Annotated in this window: 13 protein-coding genes; 2 read left to right on the top strand and 11 right to left on the bottom strand. The window is 61.5% G+C overall.

Features of this window, described 5'->3' with window-relative positions:
• Positions 1-40 precede the first annotated feature (40 nt).
• Entirely contained in the window at positions 41-427 is a 387-nt protein-coding gene (locus AHA_RS03490) for a type IV pilin protein (RefSeq protein WP_011704653.1), read from the top strand.
• Positions 428-431: 4 nt separating this feature from the next.
• On the opposite strand, the gene tppA is transcribed toward AHA_RS03490, so the two are convergent.
• The 11 genes from tppA to ribF form a co-directional block, all read right to left on the bottom strand.
• Positions 432-833 carry a type IVa pilus pseudopilin TppA gene (gene tppA / locus AHA_RS03485; RefSeq protein ID WP_011704652.1) on the bottom strand — a complete coding sequence of 134 codons (402 nt, stop codon included), beginning with the start codon at positions 831-833 and terminating at the stop codon, positions 432-434.
• Positions 834-841: 8 nt separating this feature from the next.
• Positions 842-4,195, bottom strand: a complete 3,354-nt coding sequence (locus tag AHA_RS03480; protein WP_011704651.1) for a pilus assembly protein — start codon at positions 4,193-4,195, stop codon at positions 842-844.
• 11 nt (positions 4,196-4,206) lie between these two features.
• Positions 4,207-4,683: a pilus assembly PilX family protein gene (locus AHA_RS03475; protein ID WP_011704650.1), complete on the bottom strand. Its 477-nt coding sequence runs from the start codon at positions 4,681-4,683 to the stop codon at positions 4,207-4,209.
• Positions 4,684-4,693: 10 nt separating this feature from the next.
• Positions 4,694-5,788 (bottom strand): PilW family protein, encoded by a 1,095-nt coding sequence (locus AHA_RS03470; protein ID WP_011704649.1) that lies wholly within the window; start codon positions 5,786-5,788, stop codon positions 4,694-4,696.
• The gene (tppB, locus tag AHA_RS03465; protein WP_011704648.1) at positions 5,785-6,198 is read right to left on the bottom strand and encodes a type IVa pilus pseudopilin TppB; all 414 of its coding nucleotides are present in this window, start codon (positions 6,196-6,198) and stop codon (positions 5,785-5,787) included. The genes AHA_RS03470 and tppB overlap by 4 nt, the downstream gene beginning before the upstream one ends.
• The gene (gene tppE, locus AHA_RS03460; RefSeq protein ID WP_011704647.1) at positions 6,195-6,698 is read right to left on the bottom strand and encodes a type IVa pilus pseudopilin TppE; all 504 of its coding nucleotides are present in this window, start codon (positions 6,696-6,698) and stop codon (positions 6,195-6,197) included. The genes tppB and tppE overlap by 4 nt, the downstream gene beginning before the upstream one ends.
• Positions 6,699-6,959: 261 nt before the next feature.
• Entirely contained in the window at positions 6,960-7,895 is a 936-nt protein-coding gene (ispH, locus tag AHA_RS03455; protein ID WP_011704646.1) for a 4-hydroxy-3-methylbut-2-enyl diphosphate reductase, read from the bottom strand.
• Complete coding sequence (gene fkpB, locus AHA_RS03450) at positions 7,895-8,347, bottom strand: FKBP-type peptidyl-prolyl cis-trans isomerase (protein ID WP_011704645.1); 453 nt, start codon at positions 8,345-8,347, stop codon at positions 7,895-7,897. Before fkpB ends, ispH begins: the two co-directional genes overlap by 1 nt.
• Positions 8,344-8,847, bottom strand: coding sequence for a signal peptidase II (lspA, locus tag AHA_RS03445; RefSeq protein WP_011704644.1), 504 nt, complete (start codon positions 8,845-8,847; stop codon positions 8,344-8,346). Before lspA ends, fkpB begins: the two co-directional genes overlap by 4 nt.
• On the bottom strand, positions 8,847-11,708 hold the full coding sequence (gene ileS / locus AHA_RS03440) for an isoleucine--tRNA ligase (protein WP_011704643.1): 2,862 nt from the start codon (positions 11,706-11,708) through the stop codon (positions 8,847-8,849). The genes lspA and ileS overlap by 1 nt, the downstream gene beginning before the upstream one ends.
• On the bottom strand, positions 11,708-12,682 hold the full coding sequence (gene ribF, locus AHA_RS03435; RefSeq protein WP_011704642.1) for a bifunctional riboflavin kinase/FAD synthetase: 975 nt from the start codon (positions 12,680-12,682) through the stop codon (positions 11,708-11,710). Before ribF ends, ileS begins: the two co-directional genes overlap by 1 nt.
• On the opposite strand from ribF, the gene AHA_RS03430 reads away from it, so the two are divergent.
• A complete protein-coding gene (locus AHA_RS03430; protein ID WP_164927494.1) occupies positions 12,587-12,784 on the top strand; it encodes a hypothetical protein in 198 nt (65 codons plus the stop codon). The two genes, ribF and AHA_RS03430, sit on opposite strands and share 96 nt — an antisense overlap.
• Positions 12,785-12,797: the final 13 nt, after the last annotated feature.

The following is a 12,797-nucleotide window of genomic DNA, read 5'->3' as shown; positions in this document are numbered from 1 at the left end:
ATCCTATAGTATCAACCTGTTTCACGAAGCATGCCGCCCCATGAGAATCAAACAGTCCGGAATCACCTTGCTTGAACTGATCGTCGTGGTCACCATCGTCGCCATCATAGCGTCTGTCGCCTATCCCAGCTTTACCGATGGTTTGCGCAAATCCCGCCGGGCCGAGGCGCTCAAGGGCTTGCTCAGCATGCAGCTGAAACAGGAAGAGTTCCGGGTTTCCAATACCAGTTACAGCGCCACCCCATCCCAAGTGGGCAACCCCACCAGCAGCTACTATGACTTCTCCATTTCAGGTGCCACCGCAACCAACTATACCCTGATCGCCACCAGCAAGGGAGCACAGGTAGGCGACAAGAGCGGCAGCACCATCTGCAATACCCTGACCCTCAACAAGGCCGATACCAAGACTCCCGCTGCCTGCTGGTGACAGACTACCAGCACTCGGCTGCCGTCATGCTGGCCATCGATACCCCCTGCTGTCCGCCCTGATCAAGGGTCAGCAGGCCGCAAGGATCGCCGTTCATCACCCCGGTCGGGATCGCCGTCAGGGTATAGCTGGCGCCGCTGGCATTGAGCGCCAGATTGTAATAGGCAGTCCCGCCATCCCTGGGCAAGGTGGCCAGCCCGGCGGAGGCCAGGTTGCCACCATCATAGTTGCCGTCAGCGGTAAACTGTCGCTCCATGTATTGCGCCGCCTCCAGCAAGGCGGCCTTGGCTTCGGCCCGCTTGGCAGAGGCCATGTAGCTGTTGTAACTGGGATAGGCGATCACGGTCAGAATGGCCGTCACGGCTACCGCAATCATCAGTTCCATCAGGGAAAATCCACGCACCATCTCCACCTCTACTCCAGTTGCAACCAGGACTGGCGACCACCCAAATCACCCGCCCCCTCTTCCAGCGTGACCGATATGTTGCCGCTGGAGCCACTGATGTACTTGCGCTCCATGTCGGCATCTTCCACCACGCTCGGCGTCGTGGTGAGCTCGTCAAACTGCTTGCCGCTGACCGGCACCTTGATGTCGTTGCCGCCACTGTCCTTGATCCCCACATAGTCGTCATCGTTGACGGCACCATCGCCATTGACGTCGAACACCGAGTAGGTCAAACGCGCCCCCGAAACGGGATCCAGCTCCATCAACCAGGAGCGCCCACCGAAGTCACAGGCGTCCGCCGAGGGGATCAGGGTGTTGAAGATCAGCCGCTTGTTGCGATAAAGCATCTCTGACACGGCTCGTTCCCCCACCCCCTTGCTCAACGCAGGGGATTTGAGCACCAGATACCACCCTTTCTGGCTGGTGTAGTTGACCCCCGTGTTGGACACCACCCTAACGTTGAACTTGATGGTGGTGCCATTGGCGGAGTACTCGTGGGTAATGCTCTGCTGCAACAGCTGGCTGCTGAGCACGCTAGCCCCCGTATCCCAGATGCCGTAGACGGCCTCCAGCCTGGGGGTCGCCGGCAGCAACTTGTCGTCATTGGTGAAATAGCTGCCCGTTCCCATCAGCACCATGATGCCCCCCTTGGGATGACGGATGGCCAGCGGGCGCATGGTGACGGGTTGACGCGTACTGGCGGAGCAGGTCCCGTTGCACGCCTGAAACAGCGGTTTTGGCTTGTTGCCGGTCTTGAAGGCACTCCCCCACTGGGCGCTGTTGTTGTCGGTCAGATCGAATTTCCACAGATTGCCCTGCAGATCGCCGGCGTAGACATAGTCCGCCACCCGGTCGCCATCCTCGTCTACCGGCAAGGGGGATGAGAGACCATTGGGCTCGCTGGCCGAGCCCACCTGGGTATCTATCTCCTTGATCACCGCGCCGGTCGCCAGATCCAGCACGAACAGGCGCGCCGTTTGGCTGGTGCTGTTGTAACCGTTGGCTACCAGCGCCACCCATTTGTTGCCGGATTTGACCCGAACCAGGGTCGGTGCCGCCAGCGCCACTCCCATCTCGGTATTGGTAAACTCCCACAACATCTTGTCGGCGGTGAAGTTGTCCGGTGCCGTCACGTCGATGGCAAACACGGCCTTGCCGCCGGCACCGGTCGATCCCAGCAGCACGGTTTTCCAGCTGCTGCCAAGATAGGCATCGCCTACCTTGGCCGTGCCATCGACATAGTAACGATGGCTGTAATCCGGCTTGGTCAGCAAGCTCAGATCCCCCAACAGGCTGACAGGAATGTAGGCCAGGGTCTCCACCCCGTTGGCGACCCTGAAACCATGCAGCATGCCGTCATTGGCCCCCACGTAGAGCATGGGTGTACGGCTGCGAATAGCCGTAGAACCGAGGAAACTCAGATAACCGTCCCGCTCCGCCTGGGTCAGACCGGTGGCGCTGCCGTAGCCGTAATCCCGGCTGCCGACATAGACGGGATCCGAGTTGATGATGTCCCCCAGCAGATCGCTGCGACTGCGAAACAGACCGCCATTGCTCTGTTCGCGACTGCGATCACCGCGCAAATAGGCAACCCGGTTTTCCCCCTGGCTGTCGCCGGCGAGGTTGAACAGGGCACGGTTGGTGGCATTGAGAGCAGCCCAGGTGAAGGGAATGCCGACTCCGTTTTGTCGAGTAAAGATGCTGCGGGAGGTGTGTGCCGGGATCAGGGTGGCGGCATCCCAGGCCATGTTGCCCAGCGACCCATCGCTGTTGAGGGGGATGGAGATGAGTTGCCCCGACCAGTCGCCGCTGTTGTAGCGGGCCTGGTAGATATGGGTATTGCTGTCCAGCCGGGTGGCGTTGGCGGTCACCGAGCTGGCGGAGCTGTTGCGGGCCGCGATCTGGGCCAAGGTGCTGCTCAGGGCTGCGGCAAAGATGTCGGGGTCGCCCGCGCTGAAAAAGCTGCCCTTGCTGTTGAGTGCCGCGTGCCACAGGTCATCGATCTTGTACTCCGGAATGTAGGTCGCATTCTTGTACTCCTTGTCATCCGGATCATGGGGATTGGGCCAGCGGTTCGGGATGCCGTTGGCCGGATTGAGCGACCCGTTGACCCCGAGTCCAACGGTAAAGTTGACCAGATGCTGCCAGTTGGCGGGATCCGCCGTGCTGGTCGGCACCTTGTCGGCCAGATCGGCACGCAAGTCGGTTTTCCAATATTTGTAGGCCACGTCGGCCAGGGTATTGCTGTAACCATCCTTGTCCAGATCCCCTACCGAGGGGGTATCCCCGTTCCAGTAGCCATCTGTCATCAGGATGTTGTAACTCTGCCGGCAGGTGAGGTGGGGCAAGGTGCTGCCGGCACTGGCCGCCCAGGGGCCGTTGTTGTCGGTGCGGGAGAAGTACTCCCCCACATCTTTCAGGCTGGTGCGCAGCGGTGTACCAGCGGCCGGAATATCGCGGCTGTATAGGTCGCTAAAAAAGGCGCTGCGATCGGTGCCGGAAAAAGGCGCTACCCCGCGGATCACGCTGCCGCTGGCGTTGATGGTGGCAAACCCCACCCGCAGAGCCTGCCCCTGGCTTGCAAAAGCACGGCCGACCCCGGCACGAGCCGCCAGGATCCGGGAGCGGTAGTAGGTGTACCAGTTGGCGAAGTTCTGGATCTCCTCGTCATAGGTACAAACGGGGGCGCTCTTGCAATCGCTGCGATTGGGGCGCCCGCCATAGGTACTGCCGGACTTTATCTCCACCCGGGTATAGCTGCCCACCTTCTTCACGTCGCCACTGCCCTTGTAGGCAAAGTAGACGGCAGGCCAGAAGGTTTCATCGTCGTTGTAGTCAGTGGAGGAGAACCCGGTGTAGTAACGCAGGGACTTGGAGCGGTTGTTCTTGGTCAGATCTCGACAGCCGGCGGCGGTATTGAAGGGGTTGTGCGGTGCGCAGCTGATGCTGGCATTCGCCATCAGGGTGCCGTCCGCCTTGGCCCAGGGCCGATAGCTCTGCTGCGGGTTGTAGTAGAGTTTGTTGTTGTTGCTTGAGCGGGTATAGGCATTGCGGTCGTTGTTGCTGGTGAAAGTCACGGTCCGGTTGTCATAATCCTCGCTGCCATAGACATTGTCGGCTCTGGGATAGACGTAGCGGGCGCTGTTCTCGATCAACCCCTCCGGCATCAACTCGAAGTGCATCGAACCTGAGTCATCGAGACTGAACATGATGTTGGGTTCGGCCCGGGTACCCAGATAGAGGGGAACCTGAGCGATGTCGAGGGCCGCCTGCACCTGGGTGCAGAGCAGCAGGGCCGAGAGTCCGTAGCCAGATGCACGCATGGGTTGTTCTCCTAGCGGCTGTAGGTCGATTGCAACAGCACCCGGCTCTCGTCCGAGAGTCCGAATCCCCTTGCCGTGATGCGATAGAGGCGGCGCTCGCTGATGGGCTCGTCAACCGCCAGACTCTCGTTGCTGCCCTGGGTATAGGGCAACCGCTCGATGAAATATTCGGGGGCCCGTCCGCTCAGGCCGCTATTGGCATAGGTGCGCCAGGCCGTGGAGGGAGAAGCGGGATCCACCGCCACGCTGACGAACTCATAGAGGCCGGCACTGTTGTCGTAGGGGCCTGAACTGCCCGCCTCCAGATAGCGCTCGGCAGCACGCAGCGCCGCCTCCGCCGCCTGCAGCGCCTGCTGTGACTCCTTCTGGTTGCCCGCCATCTTCTCCTGCAGCAGGGCGCTCTGCATGCTGGCCATCGCCAGCAGGCTCACCACCGCAAGAAAAATCAGACTGATCACCAACGCCATTCCCCCTTGTCGAGCCATCATGCCTCCCTCCTCATGGCAGCCGGTTGCGCAGGGCGACCGTGGTTTCGGCCACCCAGTACCAGTGATTGTCGACTGCCTGGAAGGTGGCGCCGGCAAAGCTGATGGCCTGCGGATCCGATACCACATTGCCCTGACCGCTGCGCATCAGCAGTTGAACACCGATCCCCAGCACGTTGTCCCAGTTCGGGTTGCTGGCGGCGCTCACATAGCGATCCGCCGCCCGATCCCGGTTCTGATCCTCGCCGAAGGTCAGCTGAACATCGGTGACCCCGTCCACCAGCAGCATGCCGGCGGCCAGCCCGCTCTTGCGATACAGGGCATAGGGTGCGTTGGCAGAGGGGCGGGCAATGTAATAGATCCGGGTCTCCATCCGGCTCAATACCGAGCCGGCACCGAAGCGCTCCTCGACCGGGCTGCTGGCGCCGCCCCAGGAGCTGACGGTATTGCCCGGGGTGTATTTGTTGTCGTTGGAGTGGCCGATATTGACCTCGCTGCCACCACCCACCACCTGGGTCTGGGTGATCTGGAAGATCCGCGCCTTCTGACAGTCGGACACCATGACGATATCCCCCTCGCACAAGTCGCTGTAGCCCTGCTTGCCGGTACCGCAGTAGTTGGCCTTGCTGGAGAGTTGCTGCACGAACAGCTGGGCGGCGCTGTTGTTGCGAGTGACCGGCACCCCGGCGCCGGTCGGCCCCTGCACCAGCAGCACGTCGGTTCCCGGTTTGGGTTTGGGCTCGGCAGCGGTAAACAGGGCAGACAACGCCGTGGGCAGCGTCGCAGTGACATTGTCATAGCCGCGCAGATAGACGGTGAAGTTGTAGGGCAGCGCCGTACCACCGTTAAGGGTGTTGGTGATGTTCACGCCCTGCTTGCTGAGGCAACCCTGGTAGCCCACCATCCGCAGCTCCTGCTGCAGCAGGTTGACGGCAAACCGGCTGTCCTCCTGAACCCGGGCGATGGCCTCACCGGTCAGATAGGTTTTGTGGTTGCCAAGCAGCACCTGAATGATCACCCCGACCGTCAGCAGTGACAGCAGCAGGGCGATCATCACCTCCACCAGACCGACACCGGCCTGACGCAACAAGGTGCGCCGCCCGCTCACAGATCCGTCCTCAGGGTCATGCTGCGCAGCGCAGGCTCAGTGGCCAGCCGGCTGGCATTCCACTGGATGGTGATGGTCGCCTGCCCGGCGCTGACGGCAATCGCCCCGTCACCGCCCGGCAGGCCGGTCAGCGCCTGCTTCCAGTACTGCACGTCCTGTATTGCCATCGAACTGCCGGAGACGGCCTCTCCCAGCCCGACGTTGTATTGGCCGAGCAGGGCCGCGCTGCGATTGGCTCGCATCATGTCGGTGATCATGTAGCCGAACTGAGTCGCTTCAGTGCGGGTGAGCGCCGATTGATTGCTCTTGAGCGCCTGCAACTGCAGGGTCGCCATGCCGAGAATGCCGATCGACAGCACCAGCACGGCAATCATGATCTCAAGCAGAGATACCCCCTGATGTCGTTTCATATGCAGCTGGTCTCCACGATGGATGGGCGCCCGGCCGGGGTGATCGTGATGTCGCGCGAGGCCTCTTGGGCACACTCCGGCGGCTGCAGAGAGAACACCAGCGCCACCTGCTGACGCCCGTCGAGAAAGCCATTGCCACTGAAGCGGACCAGCGACGTATTGCTGACCAGGGTGCCGGCGCCCATGTCGGGAAAGAGCCGCAGCAGTTCGCCGTTGTCGAGGGTGCCGTTGCCGTTGCGATCGACCCAGATCTGCCAGCCAGATTCCCAGTGGTTCTGGGTCAGGTTGCTGGCGGTTGCGGAGAGCGTGACCGCGGTATTGCGGCGAATGGCTTCGGAGCGGGCGAGGTTGATGGCGGCCACGAAGTTGTTGGCCTGGCTGGTCAGCGTCATGTTGCGCAATATCGCGCTAAAGGAGGGAACTCCCAACGTCAGCAGGATAGAGATGAGCGCAACGGTGACCATCAGCTCGATGAGGCTAAAACCTGAACGCAAAAACATCCTGTTTCGCTCTGATTTTGTCGGGGAGGCTCGTTCGCATATCCATGTGCCATCAAGCCAGATGAGAAGATCATCAGCAGTCTAGACCGCAGACCTTCGCTTGCAATTCAATCTACTCAGATCTTGGACATACATCATCAAATTTCGCTGCAATCTCACCACAAACCGGGTAACAAGAGTCATAAGAATCGCCCATGAAAAAGCCACCTCACAGGAGGTGGCTCAGGCACTCATGGCACTATCCCGCACGGGACGGCTGACTCAAAGGATGCGCAGCTCCGGCGGCACCTCAAACACCACGTTCTCTTCACGACCGGGGTGTTCGGCCACCACCTTGCCGCCCAGCTCACGCAGGCGCGTGATGACCGACTGCACCAGCACCTCGGGGGCGGAAGCGCCGGCGGTGACACCGATCGCCTCTACTCCCGCCAGCCAGTCGGCCTCGATCATGGAGGCATCGTCGATGAGATAGGCTTTGGCGCCCACCTTCTCGGCCAGCTCCCGCAAGCGGTTGGAGTTGGAGGAGTTGCGCGACCCCACCACCAGCATGGCGTCCACCAGCCCCGCCATCTCCCGCACCGCATCCTGGCGGTTCTGGGTGGCGTAACAGATGTCGTCCTTGCGCGGCCCCTGGATCTTGGGGAAGTGGGCACGCAATGCATCGATGACGTCCGAGGTCTCGTCCACGCTGAGGGTGGTCTGGGTGACGAAGCAGAGGTCGTCCGGGTTCTTCACCTTGAGCTTGGCCACGTCTTCCGGCGTCTCCACCAGATACATGCCCCCCTCGCGATTCTCGTACTGACCCATGGTCCCGATCACCTCGGGGTGACCGGCATGGCCGATGAGCACGGCCTCGGAGCCCTTGCGGCTAGCGCGATGGACCTCCATGTGCACCTTGGTCACCAGCGGGCAAGTCGCATCGAACACCTTGAGGGCACGGGACTTGGCCATCTCGCGCACCGCTTTGGAGACGCCGTGGGCGGAGAAGATGACGATGCTGTCGTCCGGCACCTCATCCAGCTCTTCGACGAAGACGGCGCCCGCCTCCTTGAGCTTGTTCACCACGTAGCGGTTGTGCACCACCTCGTGACGGACATAGATGGGGGCGCCAAACTTCTCCAGCGCGCTCTCGACGATGCTGATCGCCCGGTCGACACCGGCACAGAAACCACGGGGATTGGCCAGAAGAATATTCATCAGTGAACCGCTTCCTCGTCATCAACCCCCAGGATCTCCACCTCGAACGTGACGGTGTGACCGGCCAGGGGATGGTTGAAATCGACCGTCACCGACATCCCTGCCACCGCCCGGATGATACCCGGCAGCTCGCTGCCGTTGGGCTGGTCAAACAGGATGATGGTGCCGACCTTGGGCTCTACATCGGCACCGAACTTGGCGCGGTCCAGATGATAGATGTTGTCGGGATTGGAGAGGCCGAAGGCCTCTTCCGGTGCCAGCGTGAAGCTCTTGCTCTCCCCTTCACGCAGCCCCAGCAGGCACTGCTCGAAACTGGAGGTCAGGCTGCCATCGCCCATCCGCAGGCGGGCAGGCTTGCCTTGCAACGCAGTGCTGTCGGCCACCGAGCCATCTTCCAGCTTGATGGCGAAGTGGAACAGTACGCTGCTGTCTGCCGCAATCGGCTGGCTCATGGCGTCACATCCTTCTTCTTCTCACTGCGAAAACCGTCCAGCACTATCATGGCGGCGCCGATGAAGATGAAGCTGTCCGCCAGGTTGAACGCTGGCCAGTGGGCACGCTGCCAGTAGAAATCGAGGAAATCGACCACGTGACCCAGCACCAGCCGGTCAAACACGTTGCCGAGCGCCCCGCCGATGATCAGCGAGTAGGCGATGCCGCTCCAGCGCTGAGCGACGGACTGCTTGCGCAGCCAGTGGATCAGCAAGCCGCATATCGCAAACGCCAGCACCGCGAAGAACCAGCGCTGCCAGCCGCCCTGATCAGCCAGGAAGCTGAAAGCCGCCCCCTTGTTGTAGACATGGACCAGGTTGAAGAAGGGGGTGATCTCCACCCCCGGGTAGCCAAATGGCAGCAGCTTGACCACGGCGAGCTTGCTCGCCTGGTCCAGTACAAAGGCCAGCACTGCCAGCCACAGCCAACGCAGGCCGCTTTTATGGTGAGTCATGTTCATCAGGCAAATTGACGAGTTTCGCCGTCACCCTCGACGTTGGTGACGCAGCGGCCACAGATCTCTTCGTGACCCGCGATGGTGCCCACGTCTTCCACATGGTGCCAGCAGCGGTCGCACTTGGCGGCGGCAGACTGGGCCACGCTCAGCCACAGGTCGTCGCGCTCGGTCGCCACGGCGTCTGCCGGGGCGGCATCGACGCTGACAACCTTGGCCTTGGAGGTGAGCAGCACAAAGCGCAGCTCATCGGCCAGGGCGTTCAGACGCGCAGCCAGTGCCGGCTTGGCGAACAGAGTCAGCTCGGCCTGCAGGGAGCCACCGATGCGCTTCTCGCCACGAGCCACTTCCAGCGCCTTGTTCACTTCACCGCGCACGGTGAGGATCTCGGCCCAGAAATCGTCGTTGAGGGTTTCACCCGCTTCCAGCCCGAACAGGCCGTCATACCACTCCTCGGTGAACACGAACTCACCGCGCTCACCCGGCAGCAGCGCCCAGATCTCGTCGGCGGTGAAGCTCATGATCGGCGCCATCCAGCGCACCATGGCTTCGGCGATGTGATAGAGGGCGGTCTGGCAGGAGCGACGGGCCAGGCTGTCAGCCTTGGCGGTGTACTGACGGTCCTTGATGACGTCCAGGTAGAAGGAGCCCATCTCGATGGAGCAGAACTGCATCAGCTTCTGGGTCACACCGTGGAAGTTGTACTCGTCGAACGCCGCCATGATCTCGGCCTGTACCGCTTTGGCACGGCCCACGGCCCAGCGATCCACCACCACCATGTCGGCAGGCGCCACCATGTCGGTCGCCGGATTGAAGCCGTTCAGGTTGGCCAAGAGGAAACGGGCGGTGTTGCGGATGCGGCGATAGGCGTCGGCAGAGCGCTTGAGGATCTCGTCGGAGACGGTCATCTCGCCGGTGTAGTCGGTGCTGGCGACCCACAGACGCAGAATGTCGGCACCCAGCTTGTTCATCACGTCCTGCGGGCTCACCACGTTGCCGATGGACTTGGACATCTTGCGGCCCTGGCCATCCACGGTGAAGCCGTGAGTCAGCACCTGGTTGTAGGGAGCCTTGTCTTTCATCGCCACGCCGATCATCAGGGAGGACATGAACCAGCCGCGATGCTGGTCAGAGCCTTCCAGATACATGTCGGCCGGGTTGCCGTTGAATTCGGGACGGGCGTCAACCACGGAGGAGTGAGTCGAACCTGAGTCAAACCAGACGTCCAGGGTGTCAGGCACCTTGTCGTACAGGTCGGCATCGCTGCCCAGCAGCTCGGCCTTGTCCAGATCCCACCAGGCCTGGATGCCGGACTGCTCGACCCGCTTGGCCACTTCGTGCATCAGGCGCACGGATTCCGGATGCAGTTCCTGGGTCTCCTTGTGGACGAACAGGGAGATGGGCACGCCCCAGGTACGCTGACGGGAGATACACCAGTCAGGACGGTTCTCGACCATCGCCTGGATGCGGTTTTTACCCCAGGCCGGCACCCAGCCGCTCTGGCCGTGCTGTTTGATGCCGTCTTGCTCGATGCGCTCGATCTCTTCCAGCGCGCGCTGCCGCAGACCCTTCTGCTCCATGCTGATGAACCACTGCGGGGTGGCACGGAAGATGATCGGGGTCTTGTGACGCCAGCAGTGCGGGTAAGAATGGTTGAACACCTTGTGGTGCAGCAGGGCGCCACGCTCGGTCAGCACCTCGACCACGGAGGCGTTGGCCTTGAACACGTGCTGGCCGGCAAACAGTTCGGTATCCGGCAGGTACACGCCGTTGCTGCCAACCGGGTTGGCCACTTCCAGACCGTACTTCTGACCGACCACGAAGTCTTCCTGACCGTGGCCAGGTGCGGTATGTACGGCACCGGTACCGGCATCCAGGGTGACGTGGTCACCCAGCACCACCGGCACGTCGAAGCTGTAGAAGGGGTGGTTGAAGCGCAGCAGCTCGAGTGCGGCACCCTTGGCGTAACCCAGGTTGTGGAACTGCTCGATACCGGCGCGGTCCATCACGTCCTTGACCAGCTCGGCGGCCAGGATCAGGCGCTCGGGATGCTCCCCTTCCACCTGCACCAGCGCATAGTCCAGATCGGCGTGCATGGCGATGCCGCGGTTGGCGGGCAGGGTCCAGGGGGTGGTGGTCCAGATCACGGCAGAGATCGGGCCCTTGCCGGTATGGCCTTCGGCGCAATCAAACTTGGCGGCAACGCCCGCCTCGTCGACGGCCTTGAAGCGCACATCGATGGAGGGGGAGTTCTTGTCGTAGTACTCCACTTCAGCTTCGGCCAGGGCGGAGCCACAATCGGTACACCAGTGCACCGGCTTGGAGCCTTTGTGCAGGTGGCCGTTTTCAACGATCTTGGCCATGGAGCGGATGATGTTGGCTTCGGTGCCGAAATCCATGGTCAGGTAGGGGTGTTCCCAGTCACCCAGCACGCCCAGCCGGATGAAGTCGGTCTTCTGCGCTTCGATCTGGGTCTTGGCGTATTTGCGGCACTCGGCGCGGAACTCGGCGGCGGAAACCTTCTCGCCCGGCTTGCCGACCATGCCTTCCACTTTCAGTTCGATGGGCAGACCGTGGCAATCCCAGCCCGGCACATAGGGGGAGTCGAAACCGGAGAGGCCCTTGGACTTGATGATGATGTCTTTGAGGATCTTGTTGACCGAGTGACCGATGTGAATGCTGCCGTTCGCATAGGGGGGGCCATCGTGCAGAATGAACGAAGGCTTGCCCGCTTTGGCGCGGCGAATGGCGCCGTAAAGATCCTGATCGTACCAACGTTTCAGCATGTTGGGTTCGCGCTTGGCCAGATCGCCACGCATCGGAAACTCGGTTTCCGGAAGATTCAGGGTGTGTTTATAGTCGCTCATCAGTCCTGGGTTCCCTTCTTTTCTAAAAGAGTGCTGGGTAAATGGAGTAGTGGCAGCCCGAACCAGGCTCGGGCCGCCAGGGCATCTCGTTCGATCTGCTCTTTCAAGGCGGTGAAAGAGGCAAACTTCTGCTCTTCGCGCAGCTTGTGGCGAAGCAGCACCTTGACCTGTTGACCATATAGGTCGCCAGAAAAATCAAATAGATGTACTTCCAATCTGGCTTGTGTACCGCTCAAGGTCGGCCGTACACCCACATTGGCGACACCGGGGAAGGTCTTGCCGGAACATAACACTTCCACCGCGAACACGCCACCGACCGGGATCACCTGGCGCTTGAGGGCCAGATTGGCGGTGGGAAAACCTATGGTGCGGCCCAGCTTGTCGCCGTGGGCCACCCGGCCGCTGATGGTATAGGGACGGCCGAGCATCAGCTCCACCTCCGCCATGCGACCGGCCGCGAGGGCCTCGCGCACCAGCGTGCTGCTGACCCGCTGACGGGACAACTGGAAGCTCTGGGTGCTGATCACCTCGAAACCGAAGCGCCGGCCGGCCTCTTCCAGCAGGTGGAAGTCCCCTTCCCGCCCCTTGCCGAAACGAAAATCGTCGCCCACCACCAGATAGTGCACGCCGAGTTTCTCCACCAGCAGTTGCTCGATGAAGGTGGTGGCAGACTGCTCGGCGAAGCGATGGTTGAAGCGCACGCAGAGCATGCGATCGATCTGCATCCCCTTGAGCGCTTCATACTTCTCCCGCAGGCGGCTGAGGCGAGCCGGCGCCGCAGCCCCGGCAAACAGCTCCAGCGGCTGCGGTTCAAACAGCATGACGCAGGCCGGCAGGCCCAGCTGGGCTGCTTTTTCCTGCAGGCGAAACAGCACGGCATGATGACCCTGATGAACTCCATCAAAGTTGCCAATGGTCAATACACACCCCCGGTGACGGGGCTTGATATTGTGAATACCGCGGATAAGCTCCATCAATGCCTTGTGCGTCGCTGCTATGAAAATCGCCGGATTATATATCAGGCGGCACTCTGGGTCAGCCCTGTTGCTGACCCGATTTCAGCCATCCCGCCCTGATTGCTGGCTCAAG

This window comes from Aeromonas hydrophila subsp. hydrophila ATCC 7966 (genome assembly GCF_000014805.1).
Classification (GTDB): Bacteria; Pseudomonadota; Gammaproteobacteria; order Enterobacterales; family Aeromonadaceae; genus Aeromonas; species Aeromonas hydrophila.
The sequence above is the reverse complement of the archived record's forward strand: the minus strand, read 5'-3'. Positions and strand labels throughout refer to the sequence as shown.